At 47.6% G+C, this 17338-nt stretch carries 13 protein-coding genes and 4 riboswitches; all 13 genes read left to right on the top strand.

Annotated elements, in window-relative coordinates; all coding sequences use genetic code 11:
• Positions 1-65 precede the first annotated feature (65 nt).
• A riboswitch (SAM riboswitch) is annotated at positions 66-167 on the bottom strand.
• A gap of 205 nt (positions 168-372) precedes the next feature.
• Positions 373-476, top strand: a riboswitch (SAM riboswitch).
• A 78-nt stretch (positions 477-554) separates the two neighbouring features.
• The 13 genes from mtnK to KNQ06_RS11475 all read left to right on the top strand — a co-directional run bounded on the left by mtnK (position 555) and on the right by KNQ06_RS11475 (position 17048).
• A complete protein-coding gene (mtnK, locus tag KNQ06_RS11535) occupies positions 555-1721 on the top strand; it encodes an S-methyl-5-thioribose kinase (RefSeq protein ID WP_215085098.1) in 1167 nt (388 codons plus the stop codon).
• Positions 1718-2767: an S-methyl-5-thioribose-1-phosphate isomerase gene (gene mtnA, locus KNQ06_RS11530; RefSeq protein ID WP_214725043.1), complete on the top strand. Its 1050-nt coding sequence runs from the start codon at positions 1718-1720 to the stop codon at positions 2765-2767. Before mtnK ends, mtnA begins: the two co-directional genes overlap by 4 nt.
• Positions 2768-2778: 11 nt before the next feature.
• Positions 2779-3861, top strand: a complete 1083-nt coding sequence (locus tag KNQ06_RS11525; RefSeq protein ID WP_215085102.1) for a sugar ABC transporter substrate-binding protein — start codon at positions 2779-2781, stop codon at positions 3859-3861.
• Positions 3858-5366, top strand: a complete 1509-nt coding sequence (locus tag KNQ06_RS11520) for a sugar ABC transporter ATP-binding protein (protein ID WP_215148334.1) — start codon at positions 3858-3860, stop codon at positions 5364-5366. The genes KNQ06_RS11525 and KNQ06_RS11520 overlap by 4 nt, the downstream gene beginning before the upstream one ends.
• Positions 5363-6370 (top strand): ABC transporter permease, encoded by a 1008-nt coding sequence (locus tag KNQ06_RS11515; protein WP_215085106.1) that lies wholly within the window; start codon positions 5363-5365, stop codon positions 6368-6370. The genes KNQ06_RS11520 and KNQ06_RS11515 overlap by 4 nt, the downstream gene beginning before the upstream one ends.
• Positions 6371-6731: 361 nt before the next feature.
• The gene (locus tag KNQ06_RS11510; RefSeq protein WP_023467045.1) at positions 6732-7688 is read left to right on the top strand and encodes an AAA family ATPase; all 957 of its coding nucleotides are present in this window, start codon (positions 6732-6734) and stop codon (positions 7686-7688) included.
• A complete protein-coding gene (locus KNQ06_RS11505) occupies positions 7685-8767 on the top strand; it encodes a DUF58 domain-containing protein (RefSeq protein ID WP_023467046.1) in 1083 nt (360 codons plus the stop codon). The genes KNQ06_RS11510 and KNQ06_RS11505 overlap by 4 nt, the downstream gene beginning before the upstream one ends.
• Positions 8764-10836, top strand: a complete 2073-nt coding sequence (locus KNQ06_RS11500) for a transglutaminase TgpA family protein (RefSeq protein ID WP_149426791.1) — start codon at positions 8764-8766, stop codon at positions 10834-10836. The genes KNQ06_RS11505 and KNQ06_RS11500 overlap by 4 nt, the downstream gene beginning before the upstream one ends.
• A gap of 40 nt (positions 10837-10876) precedes the next feature.
• Positions 10877-10978, top strand: a riboswitch (purine riboswitch).
• Positions 10979-11107: 129 nt separating this feature from the next.
• Positions 11108-12628, top strand: coding sequence for a glutamine-hydrolyzing GMP synthase (gene guaA / locus KNQ06_RS11495; RefSeq protein WP_051353615.1), 1521 nt, complete (start codon positions 11108-11110; stop codon positions 12626-12628).
• Between the two features lie 260 nt (positions 12629-12888).
• Positions 12889-13233, top strand: a complete 345-nt coding sequence (locus KNQ06_RS11490; RefSeq protein ID WP_149426792.1) for a hypothetical protein — start codon at positions 12889-12891, stop codon at positions 13231-13233.
• 177 nt (positions 13234-13410) lie between these two features.
• Positions 13411-14442, top strand: coding sequence for an acyltransferase family protein (locus KNQ06_RS11485; RefSeq protein WP_149426793.1), 1032 nt, complete (start codon positions 13411-13413; stop codon positions 14440-14442).
• 69 nt (positions 14443-14511) lie between these two features.
• A riboswitch (purine riboswitch) is annotated at positions 14512-14613 on the top strand.
• A gap of 135 nt (positions 14614-14748) precedes the next feature.
• On the top strand, positions 14749-16053 hold the full coding sequence (locus KNQ06_RS11480; RefSeq protein ID WP_035398981.1) for an NCS2 family permease: 1305 nt from the start codon (positions 14749-14751) through the stop codon (positions 16051-16053).
• An 83-nt stretch (positions 16054-16136) separates the two neighbouring features.
• The gene (locus KNQ06_RS11475; RefSeq protein WP_149428098.1) at positions 16137-17048 is read left to right on the top strand and encodes a proline dehydrogenase family protein; all 912 of its coding nucleotides are present in this window, start codon (positions 16137-16139) and stop codon (positions 17046-17048) included.
• Positions 17049-17338 lie beyond the last annotated feature (290 nt).

Below are 17338 nucleotides of genomic sequence, written 5' to 3'. Positions count from 1 at the left end.
TCCTCCTTCAACAAAAAAATGGTCTCTCGTCAGCGACAAGAGACCATGAATGATTCGAACGTGGACTCTTATCTGTCAGCTTAGTAGCTGCAAGAATTAGCACCGTGCCAAAAGGTCGGTTGCTGCGACATCGTAGGGCTTGTCCCTCCGTCTGCTCTTGATAAGAATTGGATGAAATTGTGAAATCTAATTGCAATTTTTACATGAGAATCGCCACTTGTCAAACTATTTTTAGAAAATTTATTTTTTTGAAAATACTCTTTCTATAGATGACTTAAAAATGATGTCCGTTTCTGCTTGATTTCGATTTGACAGCGAGGAAGTCGATTGCGTAAGATTCAAATCAATATCACACACGACAACTACATACGACTCTTATCGCGAGTTGGCAGAGGGAATTGGCCCGATGACGCCGCAGCAACCGACCACTAGGCACGGTGCTACATCCAACAGACGTTTCGTCTGAGAGATAAGAGGACGCAGTGACTTTTCTGCGCCTCTTTTCGATGACGAAAAGAGGCGCTTTTTCGTGTATCACATAGGGGGAAACTGAGATGACATATAAAGCATTCACAGAACAGGACGCGATTGATCGTGTTCGGACATTAGGACTGATCGGCGATGGAGCCGTCGAAGCAGAAGAGATTGGCGACGGGAACCTCAACCTCGTCTTTCGGATTCGAGAAGGCGAACATCGCTTGATTTTAAAACAAGCATTACCATATGCGAAGGTCGTCGGGGAGAGCTGGCCGTTATCGCTCGAACGAGCGTGGATCGAGCAATCCGCACTCCGTGAATTCGCACGGCATGCCGTACCGTTCGTGCCACGTGTTTTTCATGCTAGTCATGAAGAGGCGTATACGGTCATGGAAGATCTTTCACATCTGACGATCGTTCGAAGCGGTTTACTCGCAGGTGAACAGTATCCGTTGCTTGCGGAACATATCGGTTCTTATCTCGCTCGGACGTTATTCCATACATCGGACTTTGCGCTTGGTCCGGTTGAAAAGAAACGTGTCGCCCGAACGTACTACAATCCAGACTTGTGCGACATCACGGAAAAGTTAATCTTCACGGATCCGTTCCATGACGCGGAGACGAACGAGATTGAATCCGGACTGGAAGAAGAGGTGGCACATCTATGGGCAGACGATGAGTTAAAACGCGAAGTCGCAAAACTCGAAGCGCTCTTCATCACAAAAGGGGACGCCTTGTTACACGGCGATCTACATACAGGAAGCATCTTCGCCTCGGCGACGGAAACGAAGGTCATCGACCCTGAATTCGCCTTTTATGGTCCATTCGGATTCGATGTCGGACAGTTCATCGCCCACTTATTCTTTGCAGCATACCCCGATTATTCAGCACTTCGTGATGCCCGGATTCGCGACATCGACACGTTCTGGCTGACGTTCGCTTCAACGTTCCGTGCATTATGGGAACGGGAAGCCGTCGAACCGTTCCAGGCATCAGGACTCGTCGATGATGTACTGAGCACGATCTTGCAGGATGCCCTTGGCTTTGCCGGTTGCGAATTGATTCGGCGGACGATTGGTCTTGCACCGGTCGCTGATTTAGAATCAATCGATTCAACGACGGAACGCTTAGAGCGGAAACGTCACGCTCTTCGTCTAGGAGCGGCGTTAATCAAACGCCGTACAGAATGCCGGACATTCGATGATTTACGAAACTTTGACGTAACGGAGGAACTCAGCCGATGACTACATTCGTCCAAAGTATTCGTTACGAAGACCGTGTCTTGACGATTCTCGATCAGACACGTCTACCGCAAGAAGAGCACTATGAAGTCATTGCTGATCTCGCGCAAGCGGTTGAGGCGATTAAACAACTACGTGTCCGGGGCGCGCCTGCGATCAGTTTATTCGGTGGATTCGTGCTCGTTCAAGAAGCATACCGGTTTGAAGCGGCGCTACCGGTCTACAAGCAAGCCTTGCTTGAGACATCGGCGACGTTACTCGCGACACGACCGACGGCCGTCAATTTGCGAAATGTACTCAATCAGTTGAATCCAATCATTCAAGACGGGACGTCGGTAGAAGAGATTCGCGAACGGTTGGAAAAACGGACGGTCGCCTTATACGACCAGGATGCGCAGACGTCACGTCAAATCGGGATTCATGCACTGGAATTGTTCCAGTCAGGCGACCGGATCCTAACGATTTGTAATGCTGGATCGATTGCGACCGCTGCTTATGGAACGGCACTTGCGCCGTTCTACATCGCAAAAGAACGCGGCATCGAATTATCCGTTTTTGCGAGTGAGACGCGACCGTTACTGCAGGGAGCACGATTGACGACATGGGAGCTGCAACGTGCCGGCATTGATGTCACGTTAATTACGGACAACATGGTCGCCCATACGCTGAAAGAAAAACAGATCGATGCGATCATCGTCGGTGCCGACCGCATTACACGAAACGGAGATACGGCAAATAAAATCGGGACGTTCCAATTGGCATTGCTCGCGCAAGCTTTTGGTATTCCGTTTTACGTCGCAGCACCGCTCTCGACGTTCGACTTCTCGCTCGTTTCCGGAGACGCGATCGAAATCGAAGAACGTGATCCGCAAGAAGTGACGACTGTCCAAGGTGTCGCGACAGCACCGGAAGGCGTCGCTGTCTTCAACCCGGCGTTTGATGTCACACCACACACATTGATCACGGGCATCATCACCGAACTTGGTGTCATCACGCAACCGAATGAAGAAACGATTGAACAATTAACAGGGCTCCAACCCCTCGGATAAGGAGATATGTCATGAAAAAACTAGCTTACGCCGTCCTAGCACCGGCACTGTTACTAGCGGCTTGTGCGAATGGAGAAGCCACGACGACGAAGGTCGTCAAGGATGTACCAAAAGGGGTTCAATCGGACGTCAAGATCGCCGTCATCCGCAACCTAGCATCGGACGACCATACGAAACAATTCCTTGATGGCGCACGAAGTGAAGGCGAAGCGCTTGGCTTTAAAGTCAGCACGTTCATTTCGGAAGGTAACGACGTCAAGTTCAAGGAGCTTGTCGCGCAAGCGATTCAGCAAGATTATGATGGGCTCATCATCTCGCATGGTAAGGAAGACTACGCCTATGACATGATTAAACCAGCGGTCGACAAAGGGCTGAAGGTCGTGACGTTCGATACGGTCACGAAGAAAAAAGGAACGGCGTTAAAAGGTGTGACGGAAACGTTCCAAAACGATCATCAACTCGCGAAGCTATCGCTTGATGAAGTGACGAAGGTGACGGACAAAAAGCCAGTCCGTGTCATCAAACTTTGGTTCGGACCAGGTTTTGCCCCGCTCGATCGTCGTCAGGAAATCTATAAGACGTACGAAGCAGACGGTAAGATCAAAACGCTTGAGACAGTTGGACCGACAAATTTCCAAGATATCCAAGGGGATATCGCAACGAAGATGAATGCGATTCTCGCGAAATATCCGAAAGGAAGCATTGATGCGGTTTGGGGAGCGTGGGACGAAGTCGCAAAAGGGGCTTACAAATCGCTCAAGGATAATAAACGTCAAGAAATCCCGCTAATCTCGATCGATGTCTCGAATCAGGATATCAACCTGATGCGTGAAAAAGGCAGTAACTGGGTCTCGACGAGTGCGGTGGATCCATTCTTGATTGGACAAACGGACATGCGATTACTGGCTAAGAAAATCGCTGGCGAGAAGACACCGGATAGCTTTGATCTCGACGCGAAACTGGTGGAGCAGAAGGCGTTGAAGCAGGATACGACGATGTACAATCTCGATACGATCATCAAAGGATGGAGTACATCGGACAAATTCAATGAACCGTGGATGGACCGGTTGCGTGACGTCCATAAAAAACAATGACGTCTACCGATCATCACTTGAAGATGACTGGGATTTCACTGGCGTTTCCAGGAGTGCAAGCCTTAAAACAAGTCTCGTTTGAAGTGAAGTCCGGTGAAATCCACGCGCTTGTCGGTGCGAATGGTGCCGGTAAGTCGACGTTGATGAAAGTCTTATCCGGAGCGGAAACGGCGGACGAAGGAACGATCCGTCTCGACGGGAAGGAATTGTCCATCACGTCACCACGTGATGCGAAACAGATTGGAATCGACCTCGTCCAACAAGAGGTCGATGTGGCGCTTGTCCCGTATTTGACGGTCGCTGAGAATATCTGTCTCGATCTGTTGACGGACGGAACGATGACTGGCTTCGTATCCCAACGCCGTTACATACAGCGTGCCAAGGAAGCGTTAGCGACATTACAGGCGGATATTTCCGTCAAGACACGTGTCGAGGAGTTGCGGCTTGCTGAAAAGCAACTCGTACTGATTGCTCGCGCCCTCGTCCAAGAACGCCGTTTTTTGATTTTAGATGAACCAACGGCACCTCTCAGTCAGGCGGAAACAAGCCATCTCTTTTCAGTCGTGCGTCGTTTAGCCGAACGAGGGCTTGGGATCATCTTCATCTCGCATCGTTTACAGGAACTATATGAGATTTGCGACTCCATCTCGGTCATGCGCGACGGTCAACTCATCTCGCGACATCTTTTGGCAGACATCACGAAGGAAGCTGTCGTTGAGCAAATGCTCGGGCGTCAGCTTACGTCTGTTGCGAAAACGTCACGGGTAAACGCGACAAACGTACTGACGGTCGAGAGTGCTACGAATGCGGACGTCCACGATATCTCCTTGACGGTTCAAGCAGGTGAAGTCGTTGGTATCGCGGGTCTTGTCGGTGCCGGTAAAACGGAATTATGCAAAGCATTGTTCGGTGATCGCCCGTTTCAGGAAGGGGAGGTTCGTGTAGGTGGAAAAGCCCATCGCCTTCGCGATCCGCAAGCTGCGATTCAAGCGGGGATCGGTCTCGTTCCAGAAGAACGACGAAAAGAAGGGATCCTCGTTGCCGATTCTGTCGCAGAAAATCTAACAGCAGCGGCAGCTCATGATTTCGTCAACCGCTGGGGGCTGATGGATCGTCGCAAAGAAGCAAATCAGGCATCGCAATGGGTCAAGGAGCTGGGCATTAAAGTGGCAGACGTGAAACAGGAAGTAGGTCAACTATCCGGTGGGAATCAACAAAAAGTCGCCATCGGAAAATGGTTACTGACCGATGTTTCTGTACTTGTCTTGGACGAACCGACAAAAGGTGTCGACGTCGGAGCCAAACAAGATATCTATCGTCTGATTGACGGACTCGCGCAACAACAAAAAGGGATCCTTTACGCGACGAGTGAATGGGATGAACTTTTGACCGTCACGGACCGAATCTACGTCATGTTCGATGGACGGATCGTCCATGAAACGAAGACGGCGGACACATCAGAAGAAACCTTGTTGTGGTATGCGACAGGAGGAGGGCAACGATGAATGAGGTAGTATCAAAACAAACGAACCGAGGGAAGGGTTTACGTCCTGTCCTCGGATTCTTGAACGACTGGGGGATCGTCCTCGCGATCCTTGCCCTCGTCCTGTTTTTTGCGACGACGGCTCCAACATTCCTACAAGGGACGAATTTGATTAATATTTTACGAAGTATCTCCATCGTGACGATTATCGCGATCGGCTTGACCGTTTCTTTGACGGTCAATGGATTTGATTTATCGGTCGGGTCAACCGCGACGCTTGCGAGTTCTTTCGTCGTCTCGTTCTTCGTCTGGTACAGTCTACCGCTCGGTGTCTCGATTGGTTTAGCACTTCTCTTATCTCTTAGCGTTGCTCTGGTGAACATCTTACTCATCGTCTGGTTTAAGATTCCGGATTTGTTTGCGACCCTTGCGACGATGTTCATCGTCGAAGGTGTCGCGATGACGTATACCGGTGGTGGTTCAATCAGTGCCGGAATGCCGCGCTTGGACGGTACACCAACAGTCGGCACGATTCCGGAGGCATTCGCGAAAATCAGCCAGGCACCTTGGATCATCGTCATCATGCTCGTCGTCGTCGCTGTGACACACGTCTTCTTAAGCCATACGCGACACGGTCGTTTTCTCTATATCATCGGCGGGAATCCGGAAGCCGCACGACTGACAGGAATTCGTGTCAACCGCTACCGGGCACTCGCGTATCTGATTGCTGGGTTACTTGCGGCGGTCGGTGGGATTTTGCTTGCGTCACAAGTCGGATCGTCACAAATCAATGCCGGTTCCGGTTATCTGATGCCAGCGGTCGCAGCCGCATTCATCGGCTCGTCGTTCGCAGGACAAGGGAAGCCGAATGCGCTTGGCACACTCGTTGGGGCTTGTCTCGTCGGGATTCTTGAAAATGGTCTCGTCATGCTGTCTGTTCCATACTATTCGTTGAATATCATCAAAGGGCTGGTCCTTGCGGTCGCACTCGCGACGACCTATGCGCGGTATCGAAAAAATAATTAAAATTCGACGTTTCGTTTATAACATATTCGGTAATATTCAATATATGAAAGGATGGTGATGCACATGAATGATTACCAATGTAGAGGGAACGATCGCATGTCGCTTCTGAAAGAAGAGGATCACCGGACTTGACGAACGTTGTCCATTGACACGGATGTATTCGTGTTTTACGTGCAACTGCACGGTTCAAGAACGGATCACGGCATGTGTTCGTTCCTGAAACAAATAAGGGGGAAACGCTACGGCGTTCCCCCTTTTTCATGTGCTAGAAACTGCTCGTATTTCTTTAAAAGCGTAGCGGAATATGAGATGATATAAAAAGTCAGAAAATTCAACTACTACGAGAGCAAGGGGCCTGACAATGCGAACATACACTAAGGAGATTCAAGCGATTATCGACAACGTAGAGAAAGTCATCATCGGTAAGGAAGATGTCATCACACAATCATTGGCAGCACTACTAGCGGGCGGTCACGTCCTATTAGAAGACGTACCGGGAGTCGGGAAGACGATGCTCGTCCGTGCGTTCAGCCGATCGATCGGGTTGACCTTCAAACGTGTTCAGTTCACGCCAGACCTACTTCCGTCAGATTTGACGGGTGTATCGATGTATAACCAGAAAACAAGCCAATTCGAATATAGACCGGGTCCTCTAATGGGGAACATCGTCTTAGCCGATGAGATCAACCGAACATCACCGAAAACTCAATCTGCCTTACTCGAGGGAATGGCGGAAGCGAACGTCACCGTCGATGGTGAGATTCATACGCTTCCGAATCCCTTTTTCGTCATGGCGACACAAAACCCGATTGAACACGAAGGAACGTATCCGTTACCAGAAGCACAACTCGACCGTTTTCTCGTCAAAGTCAAAATGGGTTATCCTGATTTCCACCAGGAAATGAAGCTACTGACACGTTTCGAACGGGATGAACCAATTGAAACGCTCGAAGCGGTGATTGGTCGCGAGCAATTGCTCCAGATGAAAGAAGAAGTCAAGAACGTCCATGTCTCACAGCCTGTCAAAAAATATATCGTCCATCTCGTCCAAGCGACCCGGACGAACGGTTCACTTTATCTCGGCGCGAGTCCCCGTTCTTCGATCGCTTTGATGAAAGTCGCGCAAGCATGGGCATACATGGAAGGACGCAGTTTCGTCTTACCGGATGATGTCAAACATCTCTTGATTCCGGTCCTGTCACACCGCTTGATTTTGACAGCGGACGCGCGTTATCACGGTCAATCGTCGGAACGGATTTTAGAACAAATCAAAAAAGAGGTTGCTGTACCCATCCAACAAGACGTGGAGTCCCTATGACGAAGTGGCAAATTGGTTGGCGTTACGCTGTACTCCTTTTGACGACGGTTGCCTTATGGACATATGCGCGCGTCGATGGCGGAAATGTCGCTTCCTTGCTGTTTTATGTCATGGCTGGTTTGACCGTCTACTGGACACTCTTCCTCGTTTGGCCTGTCACGCAGGCACTGGCGACACGCGAAGTCTCAAATAAGATGCTCGTTGCCGGAACGGATATCCCGGTTTCCTTGCGGGTTCGCCGACGTTTCCCGTTCCTTGTCGGAGCCGTCGAGGTGACGGAGGCGATTCCAAACGAACTCAGCGAAGAAAAACTCGATATCAGTCGTCCGCTCCGTGCCCACTACCGAAAGACAGAGCACATCGACTACACGATTCCATCGATTCGTCGAGGAGTGTACCAGATTCCTGGCTGTATCGTTGAAATCACGGATCCGTTCGGTCTGTTCAAGCGGAAGCGGATGTTTCCGGTCGAGACGTATCTTGCGATCGAACCGGCACGCCTTGCCGTTCAACTTCCGCATGAGGAGGATCGCGGCGATGGAGGAATCTCCCCTGTGTCGCTTGATCTTCGTCAGTCGTCCTTTACTGTCGTCGGGGTCCGGGAATACGTCAGTGGTGACCGGATGAATCAGATCGACTGGAAAGCGACGGCAAAACGCCAAGGCTTAATGACGAAGACGTTCGAGCGAGAGCAGGAACGGGAGACGACGATCGTCTTTGATGAGGGGACGGAAGCGGGTGAAGCTTTCGAACGCGTCATCTCGATGCTGGCAGAAGCGACGGATCAGTTGAACAAACGACGGCTGAGCTACCGCATTCACCTCGTCGGACATGCTGTTCAATCGTTGTCGTTACCGCTTGAAGGAGCGAAACTGACGCATTACCTGATGACGGCGCAGCCGAGTCGGACACGGACGTTCATCGAGTCATGGGAGTATTCGTCAAAAGCACTTCGATTGAGTGGCAACGTCCTTTTCATCACACCGGATCTTGAATCGAACAATGAACTATGGATTTCGAAGATTAATCAAGAAGCCACCGTTCATGTCTATACACCAGAACGGAGGGGAGTGCGATGATGCGACGCTTGATTTGGAACGCTATCGCGGCAGCCGTTCTGACTTGTTTCATGCCACCACTTCTCGAACTGACGACGTTCGAACATCTTTGGTCCTTCTTACCTATGCTGTTTCTGCCGTTGCTGTTGTCGCATCTATCGCGGCGTTACTTTTTACTCGGAAGTCTCGGTGGATTACTGCTGTCGTTCTATCTGATTTTGACGCCGGGAGCAGCACCATGGGGCATCTTTACGGAAATCAGTTCAGATATTCAGAGTGTCATCAATGGTGAATTACCAGGACGACCCGCTTTCGCGCTCTCGATCGGATTGATTAGTTTTTTGATCGCGTATCTCGCGCGTCGGACATTCCCGAATCGTGGGTTCGTCTTCGGGCTTGCCTTCGGAGTCATCGGGTTCATCGCCTATTGTGATACATGGACGGATTACTCGGGAGAGACATTCATTCTCTATCCGATCATCTTATCCTTGCTATTGCTCTATGCGACGGAAGTCAACGAACGACCACGCGCTTCTTACGTTCGTCCGCTGAGTGCCTTATTCATCATGGGTGCCGTCATCGTCGCTGCTGTCCAAAGTCCTGTCATCAATGCGACATGGCAAGACAGTTGGTACGATTTGACGTCCGGGCTTGAAGGTGAAGGAGAGCCGACGAATGCGATTCAAAAGGTTGGCTACGGTAACAATGACGAGCAACTCGGAGGACCGTTCCAGATGGACGATCGGGAAGTCTTCCAGGTCGAAAGTGAAGGGAACCGATACTGGCGAGTCGAGACGAAAGACATTTATACCGGCAAAGGCTGGGTGCTGTCGGAATCGAATCCTGAAATCGATGGACGGGGTTTCTTCTCGCACTTCGGGCGAGAAGTCAAGACACGTGAGGAAACAGCGACGTTTGAGATGGCACGTGAATTACCGTTCGTGCCATATAACGGAGATAACGTCCGGGTCTCGGTCGATCAACAACGACAAAATGTACTGGTTGATCCAGAGAATCAAAAAATATCGTATCTAGACGAGGCGGATCGTCAACGCAATTATCAAATTGACTACTCGTATCCGCTCTTTACGGAAGAACAACTCCAGACAGATGAACCCGTCAATTTATCGGAGAATGAAACAGAGCGGTATCTCCAACTGCCGGATGGTTTACCACAGCGTGTCCGTGATTTAGCGGAACAAATCGTTGAGGGTGAGGAGACACCGTGGGACAAAGCACGGGCGATTGAAAATTATTTCGAAGAAGAGAACTTTGAATACAATACGGAGGAAGTTGCCGTACCAGGAGAAAATCAAGATTACGTCGATCAATTCCTATTCGAGACGAAGCTCGGATACTGTGATAACTTCTCGACGTCGGCTGCTGTTTTGCTACGGGCAGCCGGGTTACCCGCACGCTGGGTGAAAGGGTTCACGGGAGGCGAATCCGACGTCATCGGAGCTGCCGTGACGAGTTATACAGTGCGAAATAAAAATGCGCACTCGTGGGTCGAAGTGTATATCGAAGGACCAGGCTGGGTACCGCTTGAGCCAACAGTCAGTTTCGATGGAGCAGGACAATACACGATCGATCGGGAAACGGATAATGAGACGGAACAAGCAAATCCGCAACGTGAGACAGAAGATAATACGGAGACAACGACGCCAAATCGTCCGCAAGAAAATCTTCTTGATGAAGAACAGACGACTAGCGCTGGACAGACGGAGCAGAAGTCAATTCCATTTTGGCCGATTTTCCTGACGGCACTTGCTCTCTTATTCCTGTACTTGTTCCGAAAACCAATCATTCGAACACTCGCGATTCTCTTCTTCCGGAGACAAATCGAGCGACCGGAAGGATTCCGCCGGATGTACCGGTACCTCTTACGACGTCTTGATAAAAAAGGATTCCATTATCAAGATGGTCGGACGCTTGCGGAACTCGCTCACGAAGTCGATGGGTACTACGAGACGTATGCGATGCGACCGTTGACGGATGCTTACGAACGGATGGTCTATGGTGGAGAATCACTATCGGCTGAGAAAAAACGTGAATATTTCGAAAATATCATTCGTCATGTAGAGGGTTGATATTTACGAAACGATACAGTTACAATGGGAACAACGTAAATCACACACATGCAATCTCCTTTGTATATACTCGCGAATATGGCGCGAGAGTCTCTACCGGGTCACCTTAAACGACCTGACTATGAAGGAGCAGACCCTTCGTATACATTTTTTTGTGAAGCGGCCTGCTCTTTTTCCATTTTATCCATGGGCGAAGAGTGGGCTTTTTTCATAGGGTGCGCATGAAATCAGAAAGGCGGGAACAGATTTGGAAGCACATTTGGACCAGGAAATGATTCTCGTCCTCGATTTTGGAGGACAGTACAATCAATTGATCACACGTCGTATTCGGGACCTTGGTGTCTACAGTGAATTGCATTCGCATAAAATCACTGCAGCAGAAGTAAAAGAAATCGCACCTGCTGGTATCATCTTCTCAGGTGGTCCACGTAGCGTCTACGCAGAGGATGCGTACCGGTGTGACCCAGAAATCTTCGACCTCGGTATTCCAATCTTCGGGATCTGTTACGGCATGCAGCTCATGTCACAACATTTCGGCGGAACAGTAGAACGTGCGGGACATCGTGAATATGGAAAAGCCACATTGACGTTACAAGACCCGTCACCGATGTATGCGAACCTACCGCTTGAACAAACGGTCTGGATGAGCCACAGCGACCTCGTCACATCTGTGCCAAACGGATTCGTCGTCGATGGAACGAACGTGTCATGTCCGATCGCTTCGATCAAGAACGAAGAATTGAAAATGTACGGTGTGCAGTATCACCCGGAAGTGAACCATACGGTCTTCGGAAAAGAATTGCTCAAGAACTTCCTCTTTGAAGTCTGTAAATGTGCAGGCGATTGGTCGATGGAGAACTTCATCGAAATCGAAGTAGCGAAGATTCAAGAACAAGTTGGCGACAAAAAAGTCCTCTGTGCACTTTCTGGTGGTGTCGACTCGTCTGTCGTCGCAGCCTTGATTCACAAAGCAATCGGTGATCAATTGACATGTATGTTCGTCGATCACGGTTTATTGCGTAAGGGTGAAGCGGAGAGCGTCATGAAGACATTCGCGGATCACTTCCACATGAACGTCATCAAGATTGATGCCCAGGACCGTTTCCTCGACAAACTCCGTGGTATCTCAGATCCAGAGCAGAAACGTAAAATCATCGGCAACGAGTTCGTCTACGTCTTCGACGAAGAAGCTTCGAAGTTGACGGACATGGACTTCCTTGCCCAAGGTACGCTCTACACGGATATTATCGAGAGCGGTACGGATACGGCACAAACAATCAAATCACACCACAACGTCGGTGGATTGCCGGAAGACATGCAGTTTGAATTGATCGAACCGATCAACACGTTGTTCAAGGATGAAGTCCGTGAACTTGGGAAAGAACTCGGTCTTTCTGATGAAATCGTGTGGCGTCAGCCGTTCCCAGGACCAGGTCTCGGAATTCGTGTCCTCGGTGAAATCACAGATGAGAAACTCGAAATCGTCCGTGAATCTGATTTCATTCTTCGCGATGAAATCAAAAAAGCAGGACTCGAGCGCGAAATCTGGCAATACTTCACAGTCCTTCCTCCAATCCGTTCGGTTGGTGTCATGGGCGATGAGCGGACATACGACTATGCGGTCGGAATCCGTGCTGTCACGTCAATTGACGGAATGACATCAGACTGGGCACGTATCCCATGGGACGTGCTGGAGAAAATCTCGGTCCGAATCGTCAATGAAGTCCAGAACGTTAACCGCGTCCTGTACGATGTGACGTCGAAACCACCGTCAACGATTGAGTGGGAATGAAATTGGAATTTAAAATTAGTAAGTGGCTATAAACCCTTTTATACCAATGGTTTTGAAGCTGAAAGCTGATTTTACTTCCTATCACCTACGACTATTGAATTCTAAAAATACTCTCTTTTATTTGTGTTATTTCGCAAATAGAAGGGAGTTTTTTTTTTTTGTTTGATTAAAGAAAGTAATTCAAATAATAAAAAATAGTAGATTTTAATCTTTTATTTTAATATAATAAATTGGATTTTTAAAAATATTTGGAGGTATAAATGAAAAATTATCTAATTTTTTCTATTTCTATTTTTTTGTTGGCATTTGTTGTTTTTTTGGGAATCGGTTTTCATAAACTTACTGTTTACGAAAATCCGTCTTCAGATGATGAATACACATTTACGGATGAAGAAGACTCGGTTAATGCTTATGTTGGTGGCGATGCTTACAACTACATAATTAATGCATCTCAAGCAACAGCTTATTTTGTATTAGCAGGATTCTCGCTACTCTCAGCAATTTCTTTATTTATACTTAATGCTATTCAAATGAATAATAGGAATGAAAAGTCTATAGTCAAAGAACTCGATGAATCGAATGATTTGATAGTAGAGGGAACATAATAATTAGATCTTTTGATAAACATGCAAATATTTCTTAATTTACATAAGAAATATTAAACGGGTAGAAAGTAAGGTAGCACCACGTTCTTTTACAGAAACGTGGTGCTTTTTTGTTATCTCCTGCTACACTATGAGATGGAGCTTATTATTCTAAAGGATTAGGTAAGGACATTCGTTATGAACAAACGTGATGCATATTGGGATAATGCAAAATTCGGATTGATTACGCTCGTCGTATTCGGTCATTTGATTGAACCGATGATTTCAAAAGATGTCGGTATGACGAACCTGTTTCATTTCATTTATCTGTTTCATATGCCAGCTTTCATTTTCATTTCCGGTTACTTTACGAAAGGACACATGACGGCATCTCGTCTTCTTCGACTCACACTAGACTATCTTGTACTATTTCTACTTGTACAAACGATATTCGTCGCAGTGACAAAGTGGATGGGAATCACACAATATGCGTTTTGGACGCTGCAACCGGCGTATATCTATTGGTATCTGTTTGCCGTATTTATATGGACGTTGGTGTTGTGGGGAATCGTCTGGATCAATCACTTTCTACAAGTGTCATTATGGTACTTTGTCGCGGGAAGCATCATGGTCAGTGTTTATCTCGGCTTTGTTGAAACGATTGGTTGGACACTCAGTGCTTCACGGATTATCGTGTTTTTCCCGTTCTTTTTACTGGGCTATACATTCCGACGACACAAGTTAACCTTTCCGACGTCGGGTGGCGCAAAGGTTTTTGGATTAGGGGTGGGCGGAATCGCAATCGTCCTACTGTTACGTTACCCAGAGACTTTGAACTTTCAATTATTGAGTGGTACAAGCGGTTATGCTTCTATGGGTCTCGGTTTAGAAGGAGCAGGTATTCGACTTTCTTTGTATGCTTTGCAACTGCTTTTAGTCTGCGCTTTTTTTGCTTGGATACCACGACGATATGGAATTGGAACAACACTTGGTGCTCATACATTACCGATTTATGTCGGACACGGTTTTATTGTAAAAGCGATGATAGCTGCATCGTTCTATGACAATGTAGAGAGTTGGTATCTGGTATGGGTTGGGGTGGCAACAATTCTAATATTAGTTTTACTCGGAAACTTCCCAATGACACTACAGCTTTCGAAATGGATCAGGGTAGATTCCGAACAGAAGAACGCTTACAAAACCGAACGTTCGGATAAAATAAGTGGTTAAATTTCGTTTTTATAGTTGACCCATGAATTTGACCGTGCTACGATGTGTCTGTTCTTATTTTTCATACCACTAAAAAAACATAAATAATGCCGTATAATTCTGGGGATAGGGCCCGGAAGTCTCTACAGGAACACCGTAAAGGTTCCTACTACGGCGCACACGCAGCATCGTGCGCTTATTGAAACGGCTTTTACCGCTTAGGTAAGGGCCGTTTTTTGTTTTCAAGGAGACGGCTTATTTGGAAGGAAGGCAATCATGAGCACACAATTGAAACAGCCACACCAACCGAAAGCAAAAGAAAATGCGATTGCGCGTTTCTTTGATTTCAATGGGCTTGGTACGAACATGCGTACAGAGTTCATCGCCGGCATGACGACATTCTTCGCGATGGCGTATATCTTATTCGTTAACCCGAATACATTAGCCGAAGCAGGAATGGACGCAGGAGCAGTCTTCGGTGCCACAGCACTCGTTGCGATCATCGGTTCCGTTACGATGGGATTACTAGCGAACTATCCAATCGCGCTCGCACCAGGAATGGGACTAAATGCTTTCTTCGCCTACAGCGTCGTCATCGGAATGGGTATTCCATGGCAAACCGCACTTTCAGGCGTTCTCGTCTCAGGTCTCGTCTTCATGGTATTAACAGCTTCAGGTATTCGTGAGATGATCATCAATGCGATTCCAGAACCGTTGAAAATGGCAGTTGCAGCAGGTATCGGATTGTTCATCGCGTTCATCGGATTAAAAACAGGTGGTCTCGTCGTTGCGAATGAAGCAACACTCGTCTCGCTTGGTGATTTAAGTAAAGGAACAACGCTTCTCGCGGTATTTGGTCTTGTCGTATCTGCGGTCCTAATGACGCGTGGTGTCAAAGGGGCGATCTTCTTCGGAATGATCCTAACGGCAGTCGCTGGAATGATCTTCGGTTTGATTCCGATTCCAACAAGTCTTGGTGAAGTCATTTCAGCACCACCAAGCATCGCACCTACATTTGGACAAGCATTCCTTCACTTCGATGAAATCTTCACGGTTCAAATGATGATCGTCATCTTAACTTTCTTCTTCGTTGATTTCTTTGATACAGCAGGTACACTGGTTGCGGTAGCAAACCAAGCCGGTCTGATCAAAGAAAATAAAGTACCACGCGCTGGTCGCGCATTGATCGCTGATTCAACAGCAACAGTAGCAGGTTCGATCCTTGGAACGTCGACGACGGTTTCTTACATCGAATCAAGTGCAGGGGTTGCAGCAGGTGGTCGTTCAGGAATGACGGCGATCGTCACAGCTTTATTCTTCGGTCTCGCTTTATTCTTCTCACCATTGCTCGCAATCATCACCGCACCGGTCACAGCACCCGCATTGATCATCGTTGGTGTGTTGATGGCAGCTTCACTGCTCCAGATCGATTGGAAAAAATTCGAGTACGCCGTTCCGGCTTTCTTGACCGTCATCATGATGCCGTTGACGTATTCAATCGCAACAGGGATTGCATTCGGTTTCCTTTTCTATCCGGTCACGATGATCGCGAAAGGACGAGCAAAAGAAGTGCATCCAATCATGTACGTGTTGTCACTCGGATTCCTCGGTTACTTTATCTGGTTGCATTAATCCAAACTGCGTCTTTCTTCTATATAGAAGAAAGACGTTTTTTTATTGGGAGAGGGTAAGGGAGAAGAGAGAGGGTGATTCAGATGTTACAGCAGATTACTGGACCTGTATTTGAGTACTTGGCTGAGAATAGGTTACTGATTCAATTAGCGAGAAAAGTCGGATTGCCGCTTGGTGGGACATTATTCGTCGGAGGACAGGGCGCAGAAGAGACACTCGACACGGTGAGACAATTTAATCAAGATGGACGAGCCGCGACAGTAGATTGTTTAGGTGAGTTCGTCGAGACAGAACAAGACGCTGTAGACATCGCAAATGAATGCATCAAAGTCATCGGACAGATCAAAGCATACGATCTAGACGCACAAGTATCTTTAAAGCTGACATCGATCGGATTAAGAATTGATCCGGATATCGCCTATCAACAGTTAAGTCGTATTGCAGAGGTTGCAGATCAACAAAACATGCGTGTGACAGTCAATATGGAAGAAGCGATGATGGTCGAGTCGATCGTCCGAGTCTTCGAACGCGTACATGAACACTATCCAAACGTCGGGATTGCGTTACAAGCAAACGTCTATCGAAGTCGTTTTGATTTAGAGTATCTTCACGCAACAATACGTGTCGTCAAAGGGGCGTATGACGGAGACGATGAAATCTATATTCAACCGAAGAAGACAGTAGATGAGACATACCTTCAATTAGTAAAAGTTAATTTGTTAAATGGGAACTACACGCAAATCGCGACACATGATGAACAGATCATCCAGCAAATCATTGACTTTACTCAAATGAAACAGATTGATCCATCACGGTTTGAATTTCAAATGCTTCAAGGCATGCGACCGAAACGACAACAAGAGTTAGTTCGACAAGGGTATCGTGTCGTCATCTACGTTCCGCATGGTGTGGACTGGTATACGTATTTGATGAGACGGTTAGCAGAACGCCCAGCGAATATTGCGTTTACAGTAGGAGCCATGTTAAGAAGGTAAAGACTTTGCGAAGAGGATTTAAACTCTTTGCAAAGTTTTTTTGAAATAATGCTTGTATTTGTCGAATTTTGTTGTTATATTAATAAATGTTCCAGCGAGACGCCTTTTATAAACGGTTCGTTGGGGCTGAAAAGTTTTTTAAAAAGCATGGTTGACATAATCAAAACAACCTGTTAATCTATTAAAGTCGCTAAGGCGGCAGACGAACTTTGAAAACTGAACGATGAGGCAAAAATCGTATTCTACGGAATACAAAAACGAATGAAGCGCAAGCTTCGTCAATCGTGACT

The sequence above is a fragment of the Exiguobacterium sp. s91 genome, from assembly GCF_018618915.1.
GTDB classification, from domain to species: Bacteria; Bacillota; Bacilli; order Exiguobacteriales; family Exiguobacteriaceae; genus Exiguobacterium_A; species Exiguobacterium_A abrahamii.
Note: the sequence above shows the minus strand (reverse complement) of the source record. Positions and strands in the feature narration are given on the sequence as shown.